General features: G+C 38.5%; 27 protein-coding genes and 3 pseudogenes. 12 read left to right on the top strand and 18 right to left on the bottom strand.

Features of this window, described 5'->3' with window-relative positions; translation table 11 throughout:
• Positions 1 to 84: 84 nt before the first annotated feature.
• The 5 genes and pseudogenes from FNZ60_RS09110 to FNZ60_RS09090 form a co-directional block, all read right to left on the bottom strand.
• Complete coding sequence (locus FNZ60_RS09110; RefSeq protein WP_142417252.1) at positions 85 to 1,149, bottom strand: S49 family peptidase; 1,065 nt, start codon at positions 1,147 to 1,149, stop codon at positions 85 to 87.
• Positions 1,139 to 2,697: pseudogene (locus FNZ60_RS09105) on the bottom strand (phage portal protein). Before FNZ60_RS09105 ends, FNZ60_RS09110 begins: the two are co-directional and overlap by 11 nt.
• Positions 2,697 to 2,945, bottom strand: coding sequence for a phage head-tail joining protein (locus tag FNZ60_RS09100; protein WP_142417251.1), 249 nt, complete (start codon positions 2,943 to 2,945; stop codon positions 2,697 to 2,699). The pseudogene FNZ60_RS09105 and the gene FNZ60_RS09100 overlap by 1 nt, the downstream one beginning before the upstream one ends.
• Before the next feature lie 3 nt (positions 2,946 to 2,948).
• Positions 2,949 to 4,877, bottom strand: coding sequence for a phage terminase large subunit family protein (locus FNZ60_RS09095; protein ID WP_142417250.1), 1,929 nt, complete (start codon positions 4,875 to 4,877; stop codon positions 2,949 to 2,951).
• 30 nt (positions 4,878 to 4,907) lie between these two features.
• Positions 4,908 to 5,459, bottom strand: coding sequence for a hypothetical protein (locus tag FNZ60_RS09090; RefSeq protein WP_142417249.1), 552 nt, complete (start codon positions 5,457 to 5,459; stop codon positions 4,908 to 4,910).
• A gap of 94 nt (positions 5,460 to 5,553) precedes the next feature.
• Here FNZ60_RS09090 and FNZ60_RS09085 point away from each other — a divergent pair.
• Together FNZ60_RS09085 and FNZ60_RS09080 are read left to right on the top strand one after the other, a co-directional pair.
• Positions 5,554 to 5,760, top strand: a pseudogene (locus tag FNZ60_RS09085) (hypothetical protein); the annotation flags it as partial.
• 122 nt (positions 5,761 to 5,882) lie between these two features.
• Positions 5,883 to 6,146: a type II toxin-antitoxin system RelB/DinJ family antitoxin gene (locus FNZ60_RS09080; RefSeq protein ID WP_142417248.1), complete on the top strand. Its 264-nt coding sequence runs from the start codon at positions 5,883 to 5,885 to the stop codon at positions 6,144 to 6,146.
• Between the two features lie 50 nt (positions 6,147 to 6,196).
• Here the strand turns inward: FNZ60_RS09080 and FNZ60_RS09075 are convergent, their stop codons facing one another.
• The 4 genes from FNZ60_RS09075 to FNZ60_RS09055 form a co-directional block, all read right to left on the bottom strand.
• On the bottom strand, positions 6,197 to 6,475 hold the full coding sequence (locus FNZ60_RS09075; RefSeq protein WP_142417247.1) for a hypothetical protein: 279 nt from the start codon (positions 6,473 to 6,475) through the stop codon (positions 6,197 to 6,199).
• Positions 6,472 to 7,242, bottom strand: coding sequence for a phage regulatory protein/antirepressor Ant (locus FNZ60_RS09070; protein ID WP_142417246.1), 771 nt, complete (start codon positions 7,240 to 7,242; stop codon positions 6,472 to 6,474). Before FNZ60_RS09070 ends, FNZ60_RS09075 begins: the two co-directional genes overlap by 4 nt.
• A 595-nt stretch (positions 7,243 to 7,837) precedes the next feature.
• Positions 7,838 to 8,416 carry a hypothetical protein gene (locus FNZ60_RS09060; RefSeq protein ID WP_142417245.1) on the bottom strand — a complete coding sequence of 193 codons (579 nt, stop codon included), beginning with the start codon at positions 8,414 to 8,416 and terminating at the stop codon, positions 7,838 to 7,840.
• A complete protein-coding gene (locus FNZ60_RS09055) occupies positions 8,413 to 8,739 on the bottom strand; it encodes a hypothetical protein (RefSeq protein ID WP_142417244.1) in 327 nt (108 codons plus the stop codon). The genes FNZ60_RS09060 and FNZ60_RS09055 overlap by 4 nt, the downstream gene beginning before the upstream one ends.
• A 280-nt stretch (positions 8,740 to 9,019) precedes the next feature.
• On the opposite strand from FNZ60_RS09055, the pseudogene FNZ60_RS10680 reads away from it, so the two are divergent.
• A pseudogene (locus tag FNZ60_RS10680) lies at positions 9,020 to 9,136 on the top strand (type II toxin-antitoxin system HicA family toxin); the annotation flags it as partial.
• A 20-nt stretch (positions 9,137 to 9,156) separates the two neighbouring features.
• Positions 9,157 to 9,579, top strand: a complete 423-nt coding sequence (locus FNZ60_RS09050) for a type II toxin-antitoxin system HicB family antitoxin (protein ID WP_142417243.1) — start codon at positions 9,157 to 9,159, stop codon at positions 9,577 to 9,579.
• Between the two features lie 162 nt (positions 9,580 to 9,741).
• On the opposite strand, the gene FNZ60_RS09045 is transcribed toward FNZ60_RS09050, so the two are convergent.
• From FNZ60_RS09045 to ssb, 4 genes are all read right to left on the bottom strand, one after another.
• Positions 9,742 to 10,137 (bottom strand): type II toxin-antitoxin system HicB family antitoxin, encoded by a 396-nt coding sequence (locus tag FNZ60_RS09045; RefSeq protein WP_142417242.1) that lies wholly within the window; start codon positions 10,135 to 10,137, stop codon positions 9,742 to 9,744.
• On the bottom strand, positions 10,134 to 10,334 hold the full coding sequence (locus tag FNZ60_RS09040; RefSeq protein ID WP_142417241.1) for a type II toxin-antitoxin system HicA family toxin: 201 nt from the start codon (positions 10,332 to 10,334) through the stop codon (positions 10,134 to 10,136). Before FNZ60_RS09040 ends, FNZ60_RS09045 begins: the two co-directional genes overlap by 4 nt.
• Before the next feature lie 64 nt (positions 10,335 to 10,398).
• Positions 10,399 to 10,935, bottom strand: a complete 537-nt coding sequence (locus FNZ60_RS09035) for a hypothetical protein (RefSeq protein ID WP_142417240.1) — start codon at positions 10,933 to 10,935, stop codon at positions 10,399 to 10,401.
• A gap of 10 nt (positions 10,936 to 10,945) precedes the next feature.
• Positions 10,946 to 11,389, bottom strand: a complete 444-nt coding sequence (ssb, locus tag FNZ60_RS09030; protein ID WP_142417239.1) for a single-stranded DNA-binding protein — start codon at positions 11,387 to 11,389, stop codon at positions 10,946 to 10,948.
• Between the two features lie 303 nt (positions 11,390 to 11,692).
• Between ssb and FNZ60_RS09025 the strand changes: the two genes are divergently transcribed.
• Both FNZ60_RS09025 and FNZ60_RS09020 read left to right on the top strand, forming a co-directional pair.
• A complete protein-coding gene (locus FNZ60_RS09025) occupies positions 11,693 to 11,884 on the top strand; it encodes a hypothetical protein (protein WP_004859817.1) in 192 nt (63 codons plus the stop codon).
• A gap of 66 nt (positions 11,885 to 11,950) precedes the next feature.
• Positions 11,951 to 12,379 carry a type II toxin-antitoxin system HicB family antitoxin gene (locus FNZ60_RS09020; protein ID WP_142417238.1) on the top strand — a complete coding sequence of 143 codons (429 nt, stop codon included), beginning with the start codon at positions 11,951 to 11,953 and terminating at the stop codon, positions 12,377 to 12,379.
• Here the strand turns inward: FNZ60_RS09020 and FNZ60_RS09015 are convergent.
• The 4 genes from FNZ60_RS09015 to FNZ60_RS09000 form a co-directional block, all read right to left on the bottom strand.
• Positions 12,363 to 12,680: a hypothetical protein gene (locus FNZ60_RS09015; protein WP_142417237.1), complete on the bottom strand. Its 318-nt coding sequence runs from the start codon at positions 12,678 to 12,680 to the stop codon at positions 12,363 to 12,365. The two genes, FNZ60_RS09020 and FNZ60_RS09015, sit on opposite strands and share 17 nt — an antisense overlap.
• A 173-nt stretch (positions 12,681 to 12,853) precedes the next feature.
• Complete coding sequence (locus FNZ60_RS09830) at positions 12,854 to 13,240, bottom strand: hypothetical protein (protein ID WP_185913573.1); 387 nt, start codon at positions 13,238 to 13,240, stop codon at positions 12,854 to 12,856.
• Positions 13,224 to 14,366, bottom strand: a complete 1,143-nt coding sequence (locus tag FNZ60_RS09005) for a YdaU family protein (protein WP_142417236.1) — start codon at positions 14,364 to 14,366, stop codon at positions 13,224 to 13,226. Before FNZ60_RS09005 ends, FNZ60_RS09830 begins: the two co-directional genes overlap by 17 nt.
• Positions 14,359 to 14,826, bottom strand: coding sequence for a crossover junction endodeoxyribonuclease RuvC (locus FNZ60_RS09000; protein WP_142417235.1), 468 nt, complete (start codon positions 14,824 to 14,826; stop codon positions 14,359 to 14,361). Before FNZ60_RS09000 ends, FNZ60_RS09005 begins: the two co-directional genes overlap by 8 nt.
• Before the next feature lie 75 nt (positions 14,827 to 14,901).
• On the opposite strand from FNZ60_RS09000, the gene FNZ60_RS08995 reads away from it, so the two are divergent.
• The gene (locus FNZ60_RS08995) at positions 14,902 to 15,552 is read left to right on the top strand and encodes a hypothetical protein (RefSeq protein ID WP_142417234.1); all 651 of its coding nucleotides are present in this window, start codon (positions 14,902 to 14,904) and stop codon (positions 15,550 to 15,552) included.
• Positions 15,553 to 15,895: 343 nt separating this feature from the next.
• Here FNZ60_RS08995 and FNZ60_RS08990 read toward each other — a convergent pair whose 3' ends face one another.
• Positions 15,896 to 16,141 carry a helix-turn-helix transcriptional regulator gene (locus FNZ60_RS08990; protein ID WP_142417233.1) on the bottom strand — a complete coding sequence of 82 codons (246 nt, stop codon included), beginning with the start codon at positions 16,139 to 16,141 and terminating at the stop codon, positions 15,896 to 15,898.
• A gap of 109 nt (positions 16,142 to 16,250) precedes the next feature.
• On the opposite strand from FNZ60_RS08990, the gene FNZ60_RS08985 reads away from it, so the two are divergent.
• The 5 genes from FNZ60_RS08985 to FNZ60_RS08965 all read left to right on the top strand — a co-directional run bounded on the left by FNZ60_RS08985 (position 16,251) and on the right by FNZ60_RS08965 (position 18,994).
• Positions 16,251 to 16,868: an XRE family transcriptional regulator gene (locus FNZ60_RS08985; protein WP_142417232.1), complete on the top strand. Its 618-nt coding sequence runs from the start codon at positions 16,251 to 16,253 to the stop codon at positions 16,866 to 16,868.
• Positions 16,869 to 17,042: 174 nt separating this feature from the next.
• Positions 17,043 to 17,426 carry a hypothetical protein gene (locus tag FNZ60_RS08980; RefSeq protein ID WP_142417231.1) on the top strand — a complete coding sequence of 128 codons (384 nt, stop codon included), beginning with the start codon at positions 17,043 to 17,045 and terminating at the stop codon, positions 17,424 to 17,426.
• A 57-nt stretch (positions 17,427 to 17,483) separates the two neighbouring features.
• Positions 17,484 to 18,242 carry an antA/AntB antirepressor family protein gene (locus FNZ60_RS08975; RefSeq protein ID WP_142417230.1) on the top strand — a complete coding sequence of 253 codons (759 nt, stop codon included), beginning with the start codon at positions 17,484 to 17,486 and terminating at the stop codon, positions 18,240 to 18,242.
• 12 nt (positions 18,243 to 18,254) lie between these two features.
• Positions 18,255 to 18,572 carry a hypothetical protein gene (locus tag FNZ60_RS08970; protein WP_142417229.1) on the top strand — a complete coding sequence of 106 codons (318 nt, stop codon included), beginning with the start codon at positions 18,255 to 18,257 and terminating at the stop codon, positions 18,570 to 18,572.
• Between the two features lie 11 nt (positions 18,573 to 18,583).
• Positions 18,584 to 18,994: a hypothetical protein gene (locus FNZ60_RS08965; RefSeq protein WP_142417228.1), complete on the top strand. Its 411-nt coding sequence runs from the start codon at positions 18,584 to 18,586 to the stop codon at positions 18,992 to 18,994.
• Positions 18,995 to 19,028 lie beyond the last annotated feature (34 nt).

Here is a 19,028-nt window from a genome sequence, read left to right as displayed (position 1 = left end):
CAAAAGAAACACCTAAACGCTTTGCTTGCTTTTCAAGGTTTGTGAGTGCCTGTGCGCGTTTTCTTTCTTTTTCAAGAGCTGCTTTTATGTTTTCTTGCTTATCTTCGTTGTCCTCGTCTTCGCTTTCTTCTTCGTCGTCATCGTCGAAGTCTTCGTCGTCTGCGTCAATGTCGAGAGTGTCTTCTTCGTCTTCATGGGTGACGTCGACAATCTTTTCATCATCCTCTTGTTCGGCGCGGTAGTGTGTGCGTGCCATGGGCTTTGTCCTTTTTTTGTTGCTGTTGAGGGTGAGTTAATGGAATCCATTAAGGCTTCCAAAGCTTGCGCAAGAGTTCCCTGCGCATCTGCCAATCCAAGCGTGATGGCTCGGGCACCTATAAAAGTTTCTGCTTTAGTATCGCGAATTGTAGCCGCATTCAGAGGTCTGTTTTTTGCAACCAAATCCACAAACATCTCGTAGAGTAGGGCGCAATCGGCTTGCATTTTTATCTGTGCTGTATCGCTCAAGGGTTCGTGAGAATTGCCATGAACTTTGTGATCACCTTCAAAGACAAAGGTCCATTTCAGCCCATGTTTTTCATCTGCACGGGACTGGTCAAGATGTGCACAAACAACACCAATGGAGCCCACAACCCCTGTGCGTGCAATCCAGATTTGAGAAGCAGAACAAGCAATGGCATAAGCTGCCGAACAAGCAAATTCATTGGCATGTGCCCAAATCGGCTTGTTATATTTTTGTGAAAGTGCTTGAAACTTTTCCACCAGATCAAACACACCGCCGGCTTCTCCACCGCTACTGTCAATATCCAGCAATATTGCATGAACATCAGGTTGTGCAATGGCTTCACGAAAAGAAGCGCCCAAACCTTCATAAGAGGTCAATCCCGATAAAGCCCCAAGCCATGCACCACGGCGCACAAGCGTGCCATGAACCGGTATGATAGCAATATTGTTTTGCACCACGTAAGTTTCTGGTGGTCTTAAAGCAGCCCCATCTTTTTCCAAAAAGACTTTCACGGCAAACTTTTCTCCTGCAAAAAGCCGTGGAGCAAGCGCATTGAGAATAATATCAAGCTTTGTAGAAGCAAGCATGTGTGGAACACCAAAAAGCCGTGATGCCAAAAAAGGCATATCAAGATTATTCACCATTTGCTTGTGCCTTACTGTCTTGGTTGCTTTCATAACTCTCAGAAGGATCTGAATCTTCATCATCAATCAGTTGATTGCCACCAGAGGGCGCTAGCGCATTATCGGTATCAAAGGATAAACCCCGCTTGTGCGCATCTGTGCGTTCTTCTTCAAGTTCGGCATGAATGTTATCAATATCAAAGCCCCGTTCAGCCAACGCCATACGTCGTGTTTTCAAGCCAGCACGGATTTCTTCTTTTTCTGCGGAAATGTCTTTAATGGGGTCAATCATTTCAAGGGGTGGTGCAAAGCTTTCACATTGAAGCCATGGCAAGGGACTTTCTTCCCATCCTGGTAAATTCACGCATTGGCCAAGCACTGCCATTTCGACAAAGCGTTCCCAAACAATGCGATTAAACTGAAAGGCAATGATATGTTCTCGCCATTGTTTAATATGGCGTCTAAATTGAATGATGGAGGTTCGCACATTAGAAAAATTCCCCCGTGTAACATCTCCTGTCACAACGGCATAAGGCATATTGAGAGCAGAACAAATTCTTAAAATATTGCGATACTGAAAGGCTTCATAAGAACCACCAACCTCAACAGGATTTGAGAATGTAACTTGTTTTTCACCATCGACCACGTTAACCGAGCCAGGGTAAATTGGGTGCTCTTCAGGGACCTCTTCAATCTTTTTTTTTGGGGGGGGGGGGCGCGATTTCCCTCTAACTCTGCTTCATGAGATTCCTTCCCTGTAATAAACACTGCAAAAAGAGCCGCTGTTTTTTTTCGTTCAAGTTCTGCATCATCATAGGATTCAAGTTGAAAGATTTTTGTCATAGAGCGCGTTATTTTTGGAGAACCGCGCAATTGTCCAGCAATCCGGCGCTCTTTGATATGAATGACCATTTCAGCAGGCACGCGTATGCGCTCTTGGCTCTCAAAAATTGTATTGGAAGGGCAATCATCATAAGGGTGATGTTTCCAGAAATGATAAGCAACACGCTTACCACTTTCATTAAATTCAATCCCCATACGAATGTAATTGCCTTCAATCTCAGCAGGTCCATTGTAGGAAAGGTCCAACATTTCGGTAGGATAAATTTGTAACTGAAGAGGCACACCAGAGCGTCCATAAAGGTCAACATAATGCAGTCTTACAAAGCATTCACCAGTTAAAAAGACCTCTCGTGCAATGGTTGCTTGCAGCCCATAAAAGTTGGCATCTTCATCATAATCGGCTTCATCAACCCATTGCCACCATAAGTCTAAAAGCTTTTTCTTTTCTTCTTGAAAACCTTCAATACGAGGATAGGGTTTAATCCCATCACTCACCGCGGCAGAAACCCATTCCTCTGTTGCAGAACCATAAAGAGATTCATTGTCATAAAGCCATCTTGAACGGGCAACAACGGTATCACCGCATTCTTCAATGGCTTTATTGATATGTTTTTTTGCGGGGTCAAAACCACTCATACGACGGCTTTTGCTTGCCGCTTCAAAATGGGGGTTGTGTTGACGAGAAATTGTAAAAAATCCCGTAATTTTATTGAACAAACCAGCCATTAATAGCCTCGTGATATATTAAAATAGAACACGCGTGAACGTTTGCGTCCTTCAAGGTCTGCTATTTGTGTGTTCAGCATCTCAAGCGCTCTGCGCAGTTCCTCAACAGAGCGGTTGCTTACTTGCTTATCGCCATGGCGTACCGATTGTGCTCCCGAATAAAGAGCTTCTTCAATTTTCTCACGCCGCCTTTTTAAACTTTCAAGTCTTTCAATTTTGCCGTTAAATTGTCCTAAAGTTTCATCCACAAATTACCTCCAATCCCCTCGCATATAAGGATTCATCATTGTTCTGAATGGTTTCTTTTGAGGCTGTGCTATCTGAGATTTTTTGGGAGAAGGAGAGAGCACATGTTCTGATGTTGTCTGCTTTACAGAACCTTCAATTTTAAGCTTTTCCAAGCGCTCTTCTAAGATATCAACTTCTCGATTAAGGTTTATTCCTGCCGAAATCAGACCTTGTAAAGCCGCATAAGCATAGACCCTACAATCCAAGGCTTCGTTTCTTGCCTTTTCACTTTTTTGCCATTCAATACGCTTGAAGCCTTTAAAATATTTGATCACTTTTCTTTCAGCGGTTAGCTGGTCAAAATATTCTCGATCAAGGCTTTTGTGAAAATGTGTTGCACCAGCCCCCGTTGCTTCGGGACCCGATTTTTTAAAGCGCGCTGTAATGATATCTTTCGCCGCATCAACCCCAACAATATAGAGGTTAATCTGTCCTTTGTTGTTTTTGCTTGGGCGGCGTGGCCATACCGCACGCCAGCCAGCCTGTCCCTTAATGCCCCAAATGCGCCGTCCTTCACGGGGGCGCACATAATTATAAACAGCCTGTGTATGTCCACCACCAGTATCAATACAAGCCGCCGTTATCCTAATACCCTCTTTATAGCCTGGATGCGGCCAACGTTTTGCAAGATATTCATCCAGTTGGTCCCATACTTCAAAAGAAGAGGGATCACCAAGGATAACTTGATAATCAATATGCCAACTTTCTTCGCTGCGTCCCCAACCCACCACTTCAAGCTCTAAACGGTCATTTTGTACGTCAATTCCTGCTGTCAACACCACGGCTTGTTCTGGTGCAAGGGGATACTCTTCGCGTTTTGCATAGAGACTGTCTGGATCAACAACTTCACCGGTTCTATCCTCCCATGGTTCTCCAAGAACAGTGTTCACAAAAGGTTGCAGAAGGGCTGGATCATCTTTGGCATTTAAAAACTCTCTTGCACATTCCCTCCACGTTAGCCAAGGGGAATAGAGTGCAGAAATATGATAAGAGCGCAAATTGGGTCTGCTTGACTCGCTCGTTGGAACCCAACACGCACCTCTTTCTTCACACATCAAATCTGTTTTTCGGTGTTCAGCATGCTCGTGACCACAATGCGCACAAACAAAAACAGCCTTTTCAGGGGCACCTTTCGGCCATTTAATCTGTGACCAAACAATAGGCTGGAGTACACCACATGCATCACAAGGGACATTGTAATATCGCTGGTCTCCTAAAACAAAATCCTTGGCAATACGGCTTGTGTCACGGTGGGTTGGCGTGGACAATTTAAAGATCTTTCGTTGAATAAAGGTCGAGGTACGCTTTTCTGCGATCATCACTGGATCACCTTCGTTATCGACACTGAGAGGATAAGCATCAACCTCATCCAAAATCAGATAACGAATAGGCATAGAGCGTAAACCAGCAGCACTATTGGCTCCTGTAAGCATCAACGCCCCCCCATCAAATTCTTTAGAAAACATGGTATTACCGCTGTCACGCGCACGGGCAGGGGCTATGCGTTCACTTAAAACGGGACTGGCCATAATCATGGGGTCAAGCCGCGTCTTTGAAAGCTTTTTGGCTGTCTCAACGGTGGGCATGACATAAAGGGCTGGTCCTGGACTATAATGAATAGCATAACCACAAAAGTTCAGTCCTGCCTCTGACATGCCAACTTGTGCCCCTTTCATAACAATGGTTGTTTCAATAGGCACATAAGAGGAAAGATTATCCATGATTTCGCGCAAATAAGGGGTGCGTTTTGTTCTCCACAATCCAGGTTCAGCACTTGCTACGGTGCTAAGGTATCTATTCTTGTCCGCCCATTGAGAAACCGTATACGGTGGGTCCGGTTGTCTTGCATCATTGGCATTGGCGAAAAATTCTTTAACAGCATTCTCATCCATTATTCATTCTTTGCGTGCCCTAAAACGCTCTCATTCTGGAGGTTGATGATCATGATAAGGAACTGGAATATGAACAGCTTCAAGCAAAGCTTTTCGTATATAATAATCGATAGCACCGATAAGGCTTGCGGCATCACATCCAACCTGTGCGGCAATACTTGCTCCAAAGCGGTGAGGGAAATTCAACATGGCATCACGGTGTGCTCTTCCAAACTCACGGGCTGCTCTCTTTACTTCTTCACGGTCAACGGTTGTTTTGCGCAAACGTTCAAGAGCAATCTTTTCGCTTTCAAGGGCAACTTGCATTCGCTCCAGTTTAATTTCGTATTCATTAGCACCCTCCGATGAGGCTTGTTTGATCTTTGTCCGCGCTTGACCATCCGGTGCTAAAAATGGGGCAAGGCGCTTTGTTGGATTCTCATTCCAGATAGCTGTTGCAAGCGCTTCATTAACAGAACCATCTTCAAAAATAGCCTTATCAAATTTTCCAGTTTTAAAACGAGAAACCACCGCATTAGGGGAAACACGCATCTTTTTGGCAAAGGCACGAAGCGATAGACCTTTTCGAGATTTCTTATTCATAATTGCCCCTTGCTTTCTTCTTTGCTCTAAGAAGTAAGGTTTTACGGTTTTACGAATAATTGACAATTGGGTATAATCGGGTATGTATTCCGGTATGCAAACAGATACACTCCAAATTACACAAAAATTGTTAGCTCTTAAAAAAAGCTCTGAAATACGATATGGTTACACAAAAGAAGATTTGGAAGCCGTGGATTCTCCACCATTGACAGATGAAGAACTTGCACGCCTAAAGCCAGCCAAAGATGTTTTACCACCCTCTTTCTTTAAGTACGTAGCAGAAGAGCGCCGTAAACGTGGGTGAATCCTTTTAAAAAGTAAGCGGTTGTTAAGCCAATCTCTCCACCCTAAAAAGTGCTGTACAGTTTAAATTAAACTCCAATTGTATTACATTGAAATACAATTAAGAAAGGAGAAATCATTATGGCTACCAGTCGTATGGTTCAAGCGCGCGTACCGGAAGAGATTCAAAATGTTGCTCGTCAAGTTATTCAAGCTTCTGGTTTGTCAGTAAGTGATGTCGTGAGAGTGTTGATGACACGTATTGCACAAGATAAAGCTATTCCTTCTTTTTTATTTCAACCCAATGCAGAAACGATAGCGGCTTTTGCTGAATTTGATGAAGGCAATTTAAAAAAGTTTCATTCCGTGGACGAATTATTTGATGATCTCTATGCGGACGATTGAGTATACTACCACCTCCCCATTTTGAGAGCGAGGAGGGGGCATATTTTACCTTAAGCAACCTTTTTAATGGGGTTGTCTAAATCTGGTTCGTAAGATTTCAATAAAGATTCTATAATCGGAGGTGGTCTTAACGTTCCAAAATTTGTAATCATTGCCAAAATTTTCAGTGCATTTGGGGTCTCATCTTGAAGTTTTAAAATTAAAGCTTTTTCTATCGCATCCATAGTCTCAATGAGAGTATTAAAAGCCTTGTCTTCAACATCATCACGATCAGAAAACTGATACAACGCCATCCACAAATCGCATAAAAAATCAATACTAGTATTCATTGTACACCTCCATGGATTTGTTCTCTTAAACATGCCAATCCTCTAGAGGTGATTTTCGTTGAAGGCAGTACCTTTTCTGTCCCATCTGGTCTTTGAATAATAATCGCGGGGCAGTCCATAAAACCTTTCTTAATTTTATCTTGATAGGGTAACAGAGGCGCCCCTGGAGCCCGTCGATAGACCCAATCATGTTTGCGCAAATAATCGCTTAAATCCTTTGGTCGTATCTCTAACATCTTTGCTGCTTCAATAAGACCGAACAGCCCATCAGAACGCTTTAAACCATCCAAAGCCTCTGCTTTTGGAGTTAATTCAGCAATCACATGATCTTTCTGCTCGATTTGACTTTGTAGGTGATTTAATACACCAAGCAAGGCTTCGGGTTTGGAGTAATCAATCTGTGGTGCGGCTATTTGTTTTTCCAATTCTTGCCAACGATCAATTATTTTTGCTCGTAAGGCAGTGCTATAACCAGAAACGAGAATTAAACATTCACGCTTTGGGAGGTTGTAACAAGGGAGGGTGCGACCCGTTGAATCTTTATAGACCCCTATAAATTCACTCAGCCCAGATTTGGGCTCAGTAAAATTACTCACCCCAAATTTGGGGGCAGTTCTTTCAGAATATAATTCTTCAAGCATTTTCTTAATATCACGCATGATATGCTTATGTTGCTTATCGCACAACTCAGCAATTTCACGACTAGACATAGTCTGAACTGTTGCTTCGCTAAAAGTGCTTTCTTTAGTTTCTATGAGAGTGTTCATGTGAACTCCTTATCGTTAGATGTTTTTGATTGACACTCTAAAAAGAGTGTCGGGTGCTCAAAAACACGGCGATAAGTCCGTCGTTACACTTTCCCTGCAAAGGTATTGTATAGTGTAACCACACCCGACAAAATCACTATATGCTACAAAGCATGTGATGAGTCAAAGTTTTTAAATCTCGGCGGGAAGAGATTATTTCGGTAATCTATCCGCTTATCGTTGGGTGTTTTTGAGGCACCTAGCTCAACAGTAGACACATTATTGCCATATTGTCAAGTGGTGACTTCACATTTTTTTAAATAATCCTAGATTGTATAATGTGTATATTAATGCACATTAATTTTGTTATTTATCAATATGTTAAGTGTACAATGTCCAGTTGATTTCAAAATTCTGTCGCTAGCGATAGTTCGCGCTCGGCCGCCCCGCAACGAAGCCAACCTGCTGGAAAGTACCTTTTGCATTGATTTTATTGGTTTTTTTTATGGAAAAAACAAAGCATAAGTGATAATCTGTTGTTAAAATTGTAATAAGAATATGTAATGCGTAAACTAATAACTATATGTAATATAGAGATAAAGCTTAAGAACATGATCTAGCCTCTTTTATTGGCAGCGTATTCTTGACGTGTAAGTTGGATCTGTATGTTTTTGGTTAATCTTTCATTGGCTTCTTGGATAATAGCATTTGTAATCTCTGGCTTAGACATTACTGTAGCAATTGAAGGTCCTTCTTGTTTTGCAATGGGGAATTTATCACCGTCATCTCTTTGAAAGACATTACCATGCATTTTTAATTCAACACGCTTTGGAAAATTTCCCCCCTTAATAAAACCATGCGGCAAGATTTCTTTCTTTCCAAACAATTTGTAAGTTACACCGCGTTTTGTTTCTTTTGCTTGAAAAAATTTAAGAGGCAAGGGTGTTCCAGAACCAATGATATCTGTCTCGAGAAATTTTGCGGTAGCTTTTCCTTTAATATAAATACCTTTTTTGATACGTTTTAGTTGGGCTGATGAGAGGTCGGCAACTTGCTTTTCAGTAAAGCGTTCGACTTGTTTTGCTGAAGTGTTTATAGCGTTCCGCAAAGCCCAATTAAGGCGTGGTGCTTGAAGATTGGTAAAGGTATCTTTTGCTTGTTGAAGATACCATTCTTGATGGATGATTAATTTCAACTTTTAAGCTTTTTTATCGTAGGTGTTGATGATTTGGAAACTTTAGATGTTTCGGTCTGTTGAAGTGAAGTTTCTTCTGCACTTGGTTCAGAGGATATCTGTACGGCTTCTTTTTCTATTGGCTTAATTGGTTCAATTACCTTATCTGGTTTTGTTGTTGTTTTACTTTCCACAAAGGGTTTTGCGGCGTTTGCTCGTTTAAGTCGGGCGTAGACTTGATTGGAAATTTCCACAAATGGATTATTTAAAGTTGATGTTTCAAAACGAACAGTGCTTTTGTTGTCGCCAACAACGCACATTGGTTTGGTAATGATTGCTTTCATCTTCACTCCTTTTGAGGAAGTTAATTAATGACATTATTGGTCAATGAATGGCTTTTGATGTGTGCAAAATAGATAAGCCAGTTTTATCAATAAAAACAATAAGTTAAACTACTTTTAAAGCTTAATATTTTATCAAATTTTAGGGAATATTTTTGAATTTTAGACACAATACGACCCGTGACAGCACAGGCATTAAATAAAATTTTCTACGTATTGTCAATAGAAAAAATCTATATTTTGTATTTTTTTTCATTTTTTGATCAAAACTTAGTATTTTATCGGCCATTTGCTTGTAAAACGTGGTTCTAAAAAGTTCATTTTACCTATGCATGGTACGCGGAAAGAATTAGGAACGGGATTAGTTCAAAAGATTCTTAAAGATCTTGACCTAAAGTAAGTCTGAATATGGAGATGTAAATGAAATATGCACTTAAATTTATCAAAGATGACAATGATACTCTTCTTGTCGTTTCCAAAGACTTTCAAGAATTTATTACCTATGGTAACGACGAAAAAGAGACTTTAGAACACGCTAAAGATGCCCTTTTAACAGTTATTATGGGGCGTTTCCAAGATCGAGAAGTTGTCCCTTTGGGAGCTCGTGATACTGCCTATCCTTTTGTTGAAGTATCTTCATTGGTTACTTTAAAAATTGCAATACATAACGCTATGGTCGAAAAGAATTTACGCAAAGCTGATCTTACGCGTCTTTTAAAACTCAATCCAATACAAATTGACCGATTGTTGAATTTAAACCACGCAACAAAATTAGACACTTTAGAATCCACTCTTATTACTCTTGGCAAAGAAGTTACCATTAGTATCCAAGATGCTGCTTAAAACTTATTTATTTATAAATTACTGAGCAATTATTATAGAAGGGAAGAGAAATGACAGGTCCAAAAATATTAGATGCCATGTATATGATATCAATGATAGTCATATCCCTCTTAACTATAGCATTTTGTTTACCTGCTGCTTTTTGATTTTCATTAATAATAGCTAAATATTAAGCTCATGGCGGGCTGCTGTTGCCAAAAAAGCAGATCTTGTTAAACCTCTCTCTTGTGCACAATTATCAATTGCACGCAAAAGTCCTCGTTCAATTGATATATTGGTACGCACGACTTCTGCATCATTTTCAATAAAAGGAACTTGTATTAAAAAAGCTCCTTGTGACAAAGCTTTTTTAACAGCTTTTTGTTGTATCACTTCTTCAAATTTTAAAGGAACAGGCACTGTATCCATATCTTCACAATAAAGTTGTAAGGCTTCGGTAGCATTTATGATAAGATTTTCTTCTTCATCAGCAGCAGAGAATAGACCTTCAAAATCAGGAAACTGAACACCAAAAGCAGAATCTTCATCTTTATGAACAAGAGCAAAAAATCTTTTCATTCTTCTTCTCCTTTTTTTAACCAGCCTGCTTGTAGTGCAATAGAACGCGCTGTACCGATTGGAAGATTTTTCTTAGGATGTGGAACAATAACAACCTTGCTATCTTTTTTAAATTTATGGTGTGAACCTTTCACTTTAACAAGTTCAAAGCCGTCGCGTTTTAATTTTGCAATTATCTTTCGGCTGTTTTGTTCCATTACCCAATCTCATAATGTGTATATATTTACACACTATACTTTTTCTTATTCTAAGTCAATGTTTTTAATAACCAAAATATTTTTGAAGAGCATTAAGGACGATATGTAATGAAGGTACAAGATATGCTAATTCTAGATCTTCTATAACAAGATATTGTAATGCAGCATAAAAATTATACTGTCTGTAAAGATGTTGTGTTTCTTTTATTACCTCTTGCATATTTGAAAATTGTTTTGTTATAAATTTAACCCATTTTTTTCTAGCTGCTTCATCAGAAGATGAGGGCATTTCATCATAAATTGCACTAGGCAATGTTTTTGCACATAAATAATCATTTCTCACTTCAAGATATTTTTGTGCAGCATCGTATTGATCTTGATTAAGGTTGCCTTGCAGATAAAGCCGTCCGATATAGGTACCGGAAAGCGGATTTTTAGCCTCTTCTATGGTCAAACCAAAGCATTTGGCACGCATTTCAATTGCCAATTTATCGATAGGGTCATGGGGCATTTTGGTTCGTGAAATACGACCATTTGGTTCTCTGATACATCCTTCAATGCGTGGACGACCGCGTTTCGCTCGTTTTTTTCTTTTTGTCATATTTTTTCAATCAAAATGGCATGCTGTCATTATAAGATGCGCTATAATCGGAGGCACCAGAGGCGATAGCATAATTTTGAGAAGTAACGGGTGAGGGGGTAGATTGCTCTTTTTTTGCATCAAGCAAATACAATTCACTTTTGTATTGTGACAAGACAATTTCTGTTGTGTAACGGTCAATACCGTTTTTATCTTGCCATTTACGGGTTTGTAATTTGCCTTCTATGTAAACTTTTGAACCTTTGTTTAAGTATTGAAGAGCGATTTTTGCCAAATGCGGATTAAAAACCACCACGGAATGCCATTCCGTTTTCCCTACTTTTTGATTGGTATTTTTATTTGTATAGCTCTCAGAGGTTGCCAACCGAAAATTGACTATTTCGGCACCAGAATTCATAGTTTTGCTTTTGGGATCAGCCCCTAAATAGCCAATTAAAGTCACTTTATTCAACATGTTTGTAAGTTCCATTTGATTTGCATTTTATATACGTAAAATCCTATCATAATTTATTTATTTTTTCAATATTTTCAATTTATTAATCATATTTTTTAAAGTATTACATTTATAATATTATTTGATAAATTATTTAAGCAAAAAGCTATGTCTACAAATGGTATAGCTTTTTCGTTTTGCCTTCAGTTTTTCAATAAGCATCCTCTAAATTAGCAAAGTCTATATCAACTTTTTTGTACGATTTGTTATTGACTAACGAACTTTTTTGTGCGATATTGATTTTGTAAAAACAGGAGAGGGTGAATGAAAAGAGAAGCACTGCTTAGAGAGTTACGTAAAGAAGCCAGAAAAAGAGGTATTCATTACAGTGAGGCTCCAGATGCAGGCAAGGGATCCCATTATTTAGTCACTTTTGGAGATAAGACGACCGTTATAAAATCTGGTGAATTAACCCCGCTCTATGTGAAAATAATCAAAAAACAGTTGGGAGTGTGAAGTTTTCATTTGAATGTTTTTATACCACTCTTAGAGGCGTTTTGATAATAGAAAGGAGATTTAGATATGGAATATACTTATCAAGCAAAATTTGAAACTGATCCAGATGGTGGTTTTGTTGTAACCTTTCCAGATGTACCAGAAGCAATAACAGCTGGAGAAAATAGAGCAGAGGCATTAGAGAATGCTGTTGAAGCTTTAGGGTTGGCATTACGAAGCTATCCAATGCGTGGTTTGCCTCTCCCTACACCACAGCAGTATAAAGGTCTTGTAGAGGTAACGGTAGATGCGTGGAATGCTCTTAAGCTCGCAGTGGTAGAAGCTTTTAATGAAGCGAATATTACAAAAACAGAATTGGCTCGTCGTTTGGGTAAGAAAGAAACAGAAGCAAGACGCATTCTTGATCTAAATTATCCAACAAAACTTCAAACACTAGAGCAAGCACTGACTGTTCTTGGTAAGCAGGTGGTTATCACAATTAAAAACGCAGCTTGATTTCTTTGTTGATCTCATCAATGAGAGGTTCGTAATTGAGAATGCTTTTAGGTACCGTACCACCGTAAACCCATGCTTTCACTTGCGCTTTGGTGCTAAAATCCGCATTCTCTGGTATGGTGTAATACTGACCACCATCAAACTTTTCACACTCTCTTGTGCCATCTTCATATTCATAGAGGTTGTAAAAATACTCTGCTGCTCCATCACCCCAAGGAACATAACCAACAGCTGTTGCAACAAACTTCTTTTGCATGAACTGTTTACGGTTTATTAAGGATAAATATTTTAAAATTGGCATGTTTTAATCCTAATTTTACCTATGGGCTTATTTATCTCAAATTTGATCATACAGTATATTGCAGATGTTGTTTTCATCATAAAATCTTTAAATCGCGCTGTATGGTACCTTTTTGACGATTTAAACGCATATCTAATCATAAAACGATCAGCACTTTTCACTATTTTGCTATTTTAAGCTGCTTTTGAACGATCATTGTTATGACGGTCTTCATCGGGCTTGCCTATTCTCGTGAATGAAATGCGTTTACCACCCAATGCCTTGTTGCGTGTATTTTCAATGGCTATAAAAACTTTCTTAGAAGCTCCAGAAAGCCCGCCTTCCAAATCACGACAATACTGCGCAAGATCAGCAGATGTTGGTACAAACGTTGTTGACATACCTTTGGCTTCTCCACGTATAAGATTTTTAACAGCCTGCAACAAAGCCCATAGTGAAATGCCGTTAAGAGCAGCGATATAAGCCTTTGCACGCGCTTGTGGATTTGAAACTTTTTGCATGGTCAAACCACCTTCAAGCACATCAAGAGCCTCTGCAATGTCTTCAACAGACGCTTTCAAGGTAAGTAAGTTTTGGACTGTCTGATAGGTTGTGAAAGCTTGTTCCTCTAGTGCTGGTGTCAATTTCACGCCATTGATCAAGGTCCATGGATATTCCCTTGTGACGTATCGCACCATTTGATCTGCAATGCTTTGAAGTGGATTCACTAAATCCTGCATCACGTATAAGGTTACGGATTGTCTCTCCGGTACCACCACGAGTTCTTTGATCTTTTGAAAAGTTTCCATTGTTTCCACCATTGTTGTTTGTGTTTTTTGTTTTTTCTAAATCATCAACCGCCCTGCGTACCCAATTACGCCATGTTGCTTGCCAATCGGTTTTGGTTGCATTTGCTCCGGCTTTTGAACGCCAGTAATCTTTAAACTTTGCGATTTCGACTTTGATACGCTCTGGAGGCAAGCCTTCTGCAAGTGCAAAATCGTAATCGGGTTCAAAATCCGCAGGGATACGACAACCCCGATTAGCTTTTGTTCGTTTTGCTTTTTTCGGAACGTTTTCTTGCTCGTGAAGGGTTGATTGGTTAGTTTCTACCGTTTCGATTTGTTCTGATTGGCTCTGGAGGGTATCACCCTCGATTGGCTCTTCAAGCAAATCGTTTGTTTCTAAATTTTCAGAACCAATTTCTTTTTTTGCTAAAACGATAGTTTTAGTTTTTTTATATATATTCTTATTCTGGTTCTTTATAGCTTGATTTTGCTTAGCGTTTGCTTCAGCAAAAAAACTGTTTTGCTTGTCATTTGCTTCAGCAAAATTATTAACATGTTGTTTTATCGCATTTTTTGCTTGCGCACCTTTTTTACCAGCTTCACTACGAACTTGTGATATGTGGTCTTTTTTATCCGAAAAATCTTTTAGCTCTTCTTCAACACGCGTATTCCATAATCCATCATCTGTCTCAATAAGTTTATCATTCCTTATGAGATATTCGACAATAGCTGCAAATTTTTTCTGCGAACAATTGCAAGCGCGTGCGAGCGTTCCAAAGTCTGTTTTAATTGGTGCTTTTTTATCGTACATGCGAACGAGAAGCGTCATATAAGCCCCCCTTTGCTCCAATGTCATTCCATCTGTACCACTTATCCAGTCATACAAATGAAACCTTATCCATGGCATACCATTAGACATGCATACCCCCTTCTTTCATTAAATATAAAATTGCCAAAGCATCTGTTTCGTTGTCATCTTTAGGCGCGTGCCCTTTTGCACGCACCGTTTTAATCATTTCTTCTTTTGAAGCATTCCCCTTCCCCGTTGTCGCTTTCTTAATCGTACCAACTGGAATGCCTTCATACGGTATCTGATGATGTTCACACCAAGCCGTTAAAGTTGCTAGAAAGCCACCGTAAACATGCGCTGCATCAGTACCCACATGCCGGCGTACTTCTTCAAAATACACGGCATCAATTTCATCAACAGACCTCTTTAGTTCAGAAAGCCATTTCTTAAAGCGCAGATAACGCATACCACCGCCTTCAAAACGGCGTGATTGAAAATGTTCTGTATCGCTTGTTATGTGACCATCAGCACCGCATATAGCCCAACCAGTCTTGGTACCTAGATCAAGACAAAGAATCGTGTTATTCATTTGAAATTCCATTAAACATTATTTTCATAAAACCATTCGACGTTTATTATTTTCGAAATGAGGGGGGAAATGTTAATGATATTTGAATGCTTTTCTATAATCTCTCTCACTGCTACTACTATTCATGCTGGTGTTTCAATTTGGTTAGGATACAGAAAACACAAAGAACAAGTTTTAGGACCTAAATTACAAATTAATTATACGAAAACGCTAGCAAATGTACCTTACGATTCAAATGAAAATCCCACATTCAAAGTAGATTTAACCTGCTACAATCCCACAAAACAAGCCATTAAGATAAATAATATCTGGCTAGATCCCCAAAGTCCGTTTCAATTTGTCGAAGCCCTCTATCCCAGTCCAAATCACAAAATTATTAGAGAACAAAGCATCAATATCTCTATAAAACCTAAATACATCAACTTAATAGATCCTAAGTTAAAACCGGAACCAGAGAGTACATTTGATCTGTTTAATGTAGAGAGTAAGAAGGAACTTACAATTTTATTGACTATTCAAGCTATGCAACCAGATATAGTAAATCCTATAAATATTACTTTAGAACATACTTCCTCTAACTACCCCAATAAAACACTTAAAGCTTTTTATTGCATTGGCTTTTTCCGTTTTTCAGAGACGCAAAGAGTGAATTTTTTGGCTAAGATATCCAAGACAGAACGCGCTCTATATCGTTCCCTCACTCGCAATGAAGAAAAGATAAAATAAAGAGCTATACACTAAAAACAAGCTGTAAGGTTTAAGTCTTTAGTTATCTTAGTTTTCTTCTCCTATCTATTATTGTACCAATGAAAAATACAATAATATTCAAAACAATAACCGATATGGATAGTAATGATATTGCTAAACCGTAATCCATCTTTATTTCCTTTCTTCATATTGTGACTGTATCGTCTTATTTTCTTCTCCTATCTGTTATTGTACCAATGAAAAAATACAATAATATTCAAAACAATAACCGATATGGATAGTAATGATATTGCTAAACCGTAATCCATCTTTTTTATTTCCTTTCTTCATATTGTGGTTGTATCATCTTTGATCTTTCTTCTTAAGAGTGTGAATGGTGCTGCTGGTGCTCGTTATTATCTGTAGAAGCAGGTGTGAAAGCAGGCATAGAACTGTTCTTTAATTGTTGCAATTTTAGGTAATTTATTACAGAGATAGATCCTCTTGTTTCCCATTTGCAAACAGCTGCCTGAGTTACACCAAGCACTTTAGCCATTTCTGATTGTGTCCAATTAAATTTGCCTCGTATTGACTTAGTCAAATTTTTAAAATCTTCTCGTTGATCCATTTAAAAGCTCCAATTACAGCTTTGTCTTATTTTATTCATATAATTATAGTTATATAAAGTCAAGGAAATTTATCTTTATCAATGACAAAAAAATAAGGTAGACAAAAGTATGAGTAATAAATCTAACATCATAAGCACGTTAAAAAAGATTTTAACTGAATTTAACTTAACGCAAGAAGATGTAGCCAAGCGGCTAAACGTAACGCAAGCTTCAGTGTCTAAGTGGTTAAAAGATTCTGATCCGCGTGGTTCTAATCGAGACGCCATTTTAGAGTTATATAAAGAACTAACAGGCGATAATCACTTAACAACTTTTGTTCCTCTTATGGGGTATATCGGAGCAGGAACACAGATAGATCCAAGCTTTGAACAAATTCCAGAAGATGGTCTTGAACAAGTAGAAATCCCGTTTGCTTTACCTGATGATATGGTTGCTTTTGAAGTTAAAGGCGATTCTATGCTTCCTGCATACAAAGATGGGGATATGGTTATTGTAAGACGGCGCCAAATCAAAACAGTAGAATCCTTCTTTGGCAAAGAAGCCGTTATTCTCACGCATGATAATAAAAGATATATAAAACAGATTAGCAGAGGGATAAATGGAGAGATAGATTTGCTTTCTTGGAATGCACTCCCCATTAAAAATGTTAAAATTGCATGGATTGGAGAAATCTTTGCTATCTTACCAACGAATTCATACAGTAAACCGATTCGGTCTTATCGCTAATTATCATCTATATTAAAAAACATTTTTCTCTTCTTATTTTACAAGATGTTATAATATTTTTTATAAAAAAATATAACTTTTTATAATTTTTCTCTTGCTATTTTATAATTATAGTTATATAAATATATTATAAATTAACACAAACAATCGCTATTAGGCGTTAGGGAGGGGAAAATGGAAAAGCCAATTCTTATAAATTCCGATGAAATTCTCTTAGTTCATTTAGTTTACTTCGATAGAGATGAACACATTGCAGAATCTGGACCGCTTGATGCAAGTCAAATTCTAAGCATTGTTAATGGGGTAGATGATGTTATCCAAATCTTTCGTATAAATCCTTCTGAAAAGAGTTGTGAAGATATCTCTGAAGAAATTGCAGAAGCATATGTAGAAAAAAATATCGACCATCTCCATGAGGAGAGTGAGGTTCATGAGTTTATACGTGAAAGTGATGCTTACCATGACCTTTTATCTGATTTAGAAAAACAAAAATATGAAGATGAAATGTACGGTACTTATGAACAACAGCACCGTTTGCGTCCTTGTGATGTGCTTTAAAATTCTGAAGGGCGTTTAAAAAGCGCCCCCTTTAATCCCACTAAAATGAGGTTTGTAATGAAAAAGCTTATTGCCATTCAGCACAACACAATCAAAAACGAAACGGTTCAAACAGTCAATGCACGTGATTTGCATGCATTTTTGGAAATAGGAAAAGATTTTTCAACTTGGATTAAGGACCGTATTAATCAATATGAATTTGAAGAGGGAAATGATTTTATAAAAACACAAGATTTGCGGTCCCCAAAATTGGGGAGCACAAAATCTAGAGCTGTTATCGCCATTAATTACCATCTCACCTTAGAAATGGCAAAAGAACTTTCCATGGTAGAGCGTAATGAACAAGGGAAAAAAGCGCGTCAATACTTTATCGAATGTGAAAAGCGTGCAAAACAGGTAGCAGTACCACAAATCGATTATTCAAGTCCAAAAGCTATGATTGGCTTTTTGAATTACCTACAAGGACAAATAGATCAAAAAGACAGCATTATTGAAGATTTAACACCAAAAGCCATGGCTCTTGAAAGTTTACAGCGCCATAATGGGCTCTTTGGTCTTACTGAAGCGGCTAAAATCCTCGAGATGCAACCAAAACAATTCATTCAATTCTTACAGAAAAAAGGTTGGGTTTACAGACGTACAATAGGTGGAAATTTGCTCCCTTATCAAGACAAAATCCAAAAGAAACTAATGGACTGTCCAACCATTACACTTCAAACTGCCAGTGGAATAGAAAAAGTCATTCCTTGTGCAAAAATTACCACTAAAGGCATGGGGCTGCTGTCTCAAGAACTTAAAAGACAAAGCATGCATTAAGAGGAGGTTATCATGATAAAAAAGAAATATAAACTCACTGATGAAACAATAAAAGTTGATGGAACAACGCTTTATCGCATACGCGTCTTAAAAGATTTTGATGATGTCAAAGAAGGCGACCTTGGAGGCTTTGTCGAGAGTGAAAGAAATCTTAGCCATGATGACAATTGCTGGGTTGGAGGCAATGCTTGTATTTATCAAAATGCAAAAGTTTATGAAAACGCCAAGGTTTATGATGATGCCGAAGTTTATAATAACGCAAAAGTTCGTGGTAATGCCATAGTAGCCGGCGATACAGCATTTTATGGAAGTGACGCTATTTTAAGGTAGGGAAAAACCAGATGAAAAAATACAAACTGACTGATGAGACAATCGAATTTGCCTTTAAGACACTTCATAGAATTAAAGCATTACGAGACTTTGGATATGTTAAAGCTGGTGATCTAGGCGGTTTTATAGAAAAAGAAGACAACTTAAGCCATGAAGGCAATTGCTGGGTTGGGGATAATGCCCGTGTTTGTGGGAAAACAGAGGTAAATGCCAAAGTTTATGGTGATGCTGTAGTTTATGATAATGCACGAGTTTTTGGCGGCGCCAAGATTTTTGACAATGCAAAGGTTTTTGGGAATGCAATTATTGGTAGCAGGGCTAGTATTTTTGGAAATGCTAAGATTTTTGGTGATGCACGGATTTTTGGTGACGCCGAAATAACTGGAAATACAAAAATATCCATAATGGACCCTCTTTTTTAGGTAGGGAATAATCATGTATAGATATGAAATTAAA

Source organism: Bartonella massiliensis (assembly GCF_902150025.1).
GTDB classification, from domain to species: Bacteria; Pseudomonadota; Alphaproteobacteria; order Rhizobiales; family Rhizobiaceae; genus Bartonella; species Bartonella massiliensis.
The sequence above is the reverse complement of the archived record's forward strand: the minus strand, read 5'-3'. Positions and strand labels throughout refer to the sequence as shown.

Bases quoted from the DNA above. Each gene is read 5' to 3' on its own strand.
- FNZ60_RS09110 (WP_142417252.1), bottom strand. From the start codon at position 1,149: ATGGTGAATAATCTTGATATGCCTTTTTTGGCATCACGGCTTTTTGGT.
- FNZ60_RS09095 (WP_142417250.1), bottom strand. From the start codon at position 4,877: ATGGATGAGAATGCTGTTAAAGAATTTTTCGCCAATGCCAATGATGCA.
- FNZ60_RS09090 (WP_142417249.1), bottom strand. From the start codon at position 5,459: ATGAATAAGAAATCTCGAAAAGGTCTATCGCTTCGTGCCTTTGCCAAA.
- FNZ60_RS09080 (WP_142417248.1), top strand. From the start codon at position 5,883: ATGGCTACCAGTCGTATGGTTCAAGCGCGCGTACCGGAAGAGATTCAA.
- FNZ60_RS09075 (WP_142417247.1), bottom strand. From the start codon at position 6,475: ATGAATACTAGTATTGATTTTTTATGCGATTTGTGGATGGCGTTGTAT.
- FNZ60_RS09070 (WP_142417246.1), bottom strand. From the start codon at position 7,242: ATGAACACTCTCATAGAAACTAAAGAAAGCACTTTTAGCGAAGCAACA.
- FNZ60_RS09055 (WP_142417244.1), bottom strand. From the start codon at position 8,739: ATGAAAGCAATCATTACCAAACCAATGTGCGTTGTTGGCGACAACAAA.
- FNZ60_RS09050 (WP_142417243.1), top strand. From the start codon at position 9,157: ATGAAATATGCACTTAAATTTATCAAAGATGACAATGATACTCTTCTT.
- FNZ60_RS09045 (WP_142417242.1), bottom strand. From the start codon at position 10,137: ATGAAAAGATTTTTTGCTCTTGTTCATAAAGATGAAGATTCTGCTTTT.
- FNZ60_RS09040 (WP_142417241.1), bottom strand. From the start codon at position 10,334: ATGGAACAAAACAGCCGAAAGATAATTGCAAAATTAAAACGCGACGGC.
- FNZ60_RS09035 (WP_142417240.1), bottom strand. From the start codon at position 10,935: ATGACAAAAAGAAAAAAACGAGCGAAACGCGGTCGTCCACGCATTGAA.
- ssb (WP_142417239.1), bottom strand. From the start codon at position 11,389: ATGTTGAATAAAGTGACTTTAATTGGCTATTTAGGGGCTGATCCCAAA.
- FNZ60_RS09025 (WP_004859817.1), top strand. From the start codon at position 11,693: ATGAAAAGAGAAGCACTGCTTAGAGAGTTACGTAAAGAAGCCAGAAAA.
- FNZ60_RS09020 (WP_142417238.1), top strand. From the start codon at position 11,951: ATGGAATATACTTATCAAGCAAAATTTGAAACTGATCCAGATGGTGGT.
- FNZ60_RS09015 (WP_142417237.1), bottom strand. From the start codon at position 12,680: ATGCCAATTTTAAAATATTTATCCTTAATAAACCGTAAACAGTTCATG.
- FNZ60_RS09005 (WP_142417236.1), bottom strand. From the start codon at position 14,366: ATGTCTAATGGTATGCCATGGATAAGGTTTCATTTGTATGACTGGATA.
- FNZ60_RS09000 (WP_142417235.1), bottom strand. From the start codon at position 14,826: ATGAATAACACGATTCTTTGTCTTGATCTAGGTACCAAGACTGGTTGG.
- FNZ60_RS08995 (WP_142417234.1), top strand. From the start codon at position 14,902: ATGATATTTGAATGCTTTTCTATAATCTCTCTCACTGCTACTACTATT.
- FNZ60_RS08990 (WP_142417233.1), bottom strand. From the start codon at position 16,141: ATGGATCAACGAGAAGATTTTAAAAATTTGACTAAGTCAATACGAGGC.
- FNZ60_RS08985 (WP_142417232.1), top strand. From the start codon at position 16,251: ATGAGTAATAAATCTAACATCATAAGCACGTTAAAAAAGATTTTAACT.
- FNZ60_RS08980 (WP_142417231.1), top strand. From the start codon at position 17,043: ATGGAAAAGCCAATTCTTATAAATTCCGATGAAATTCTCTTAGTTCAT.
- FNZ60_RS08975 (WP_142417230.1), top strand. From the start codon at position 17,484: ATGAAAAAGCTTATTGCCATTCAGCACAACACAATCAAAAACGAAACG.
- FNZ60_RS08970 (WP_142417229.1), top strand. From the start codon at position 18,255: ATGATAAAAAAGAAATATAAACTCACTGATGAAACAATAAAAGTTGAT.
- FNZ60_RS08965 (WP_142417228.1), top strand. From the start codon at position 18,584: ATGAAAAAATACAAACTGACTGATGAGACAATCGAATTTGCCTTTAAG.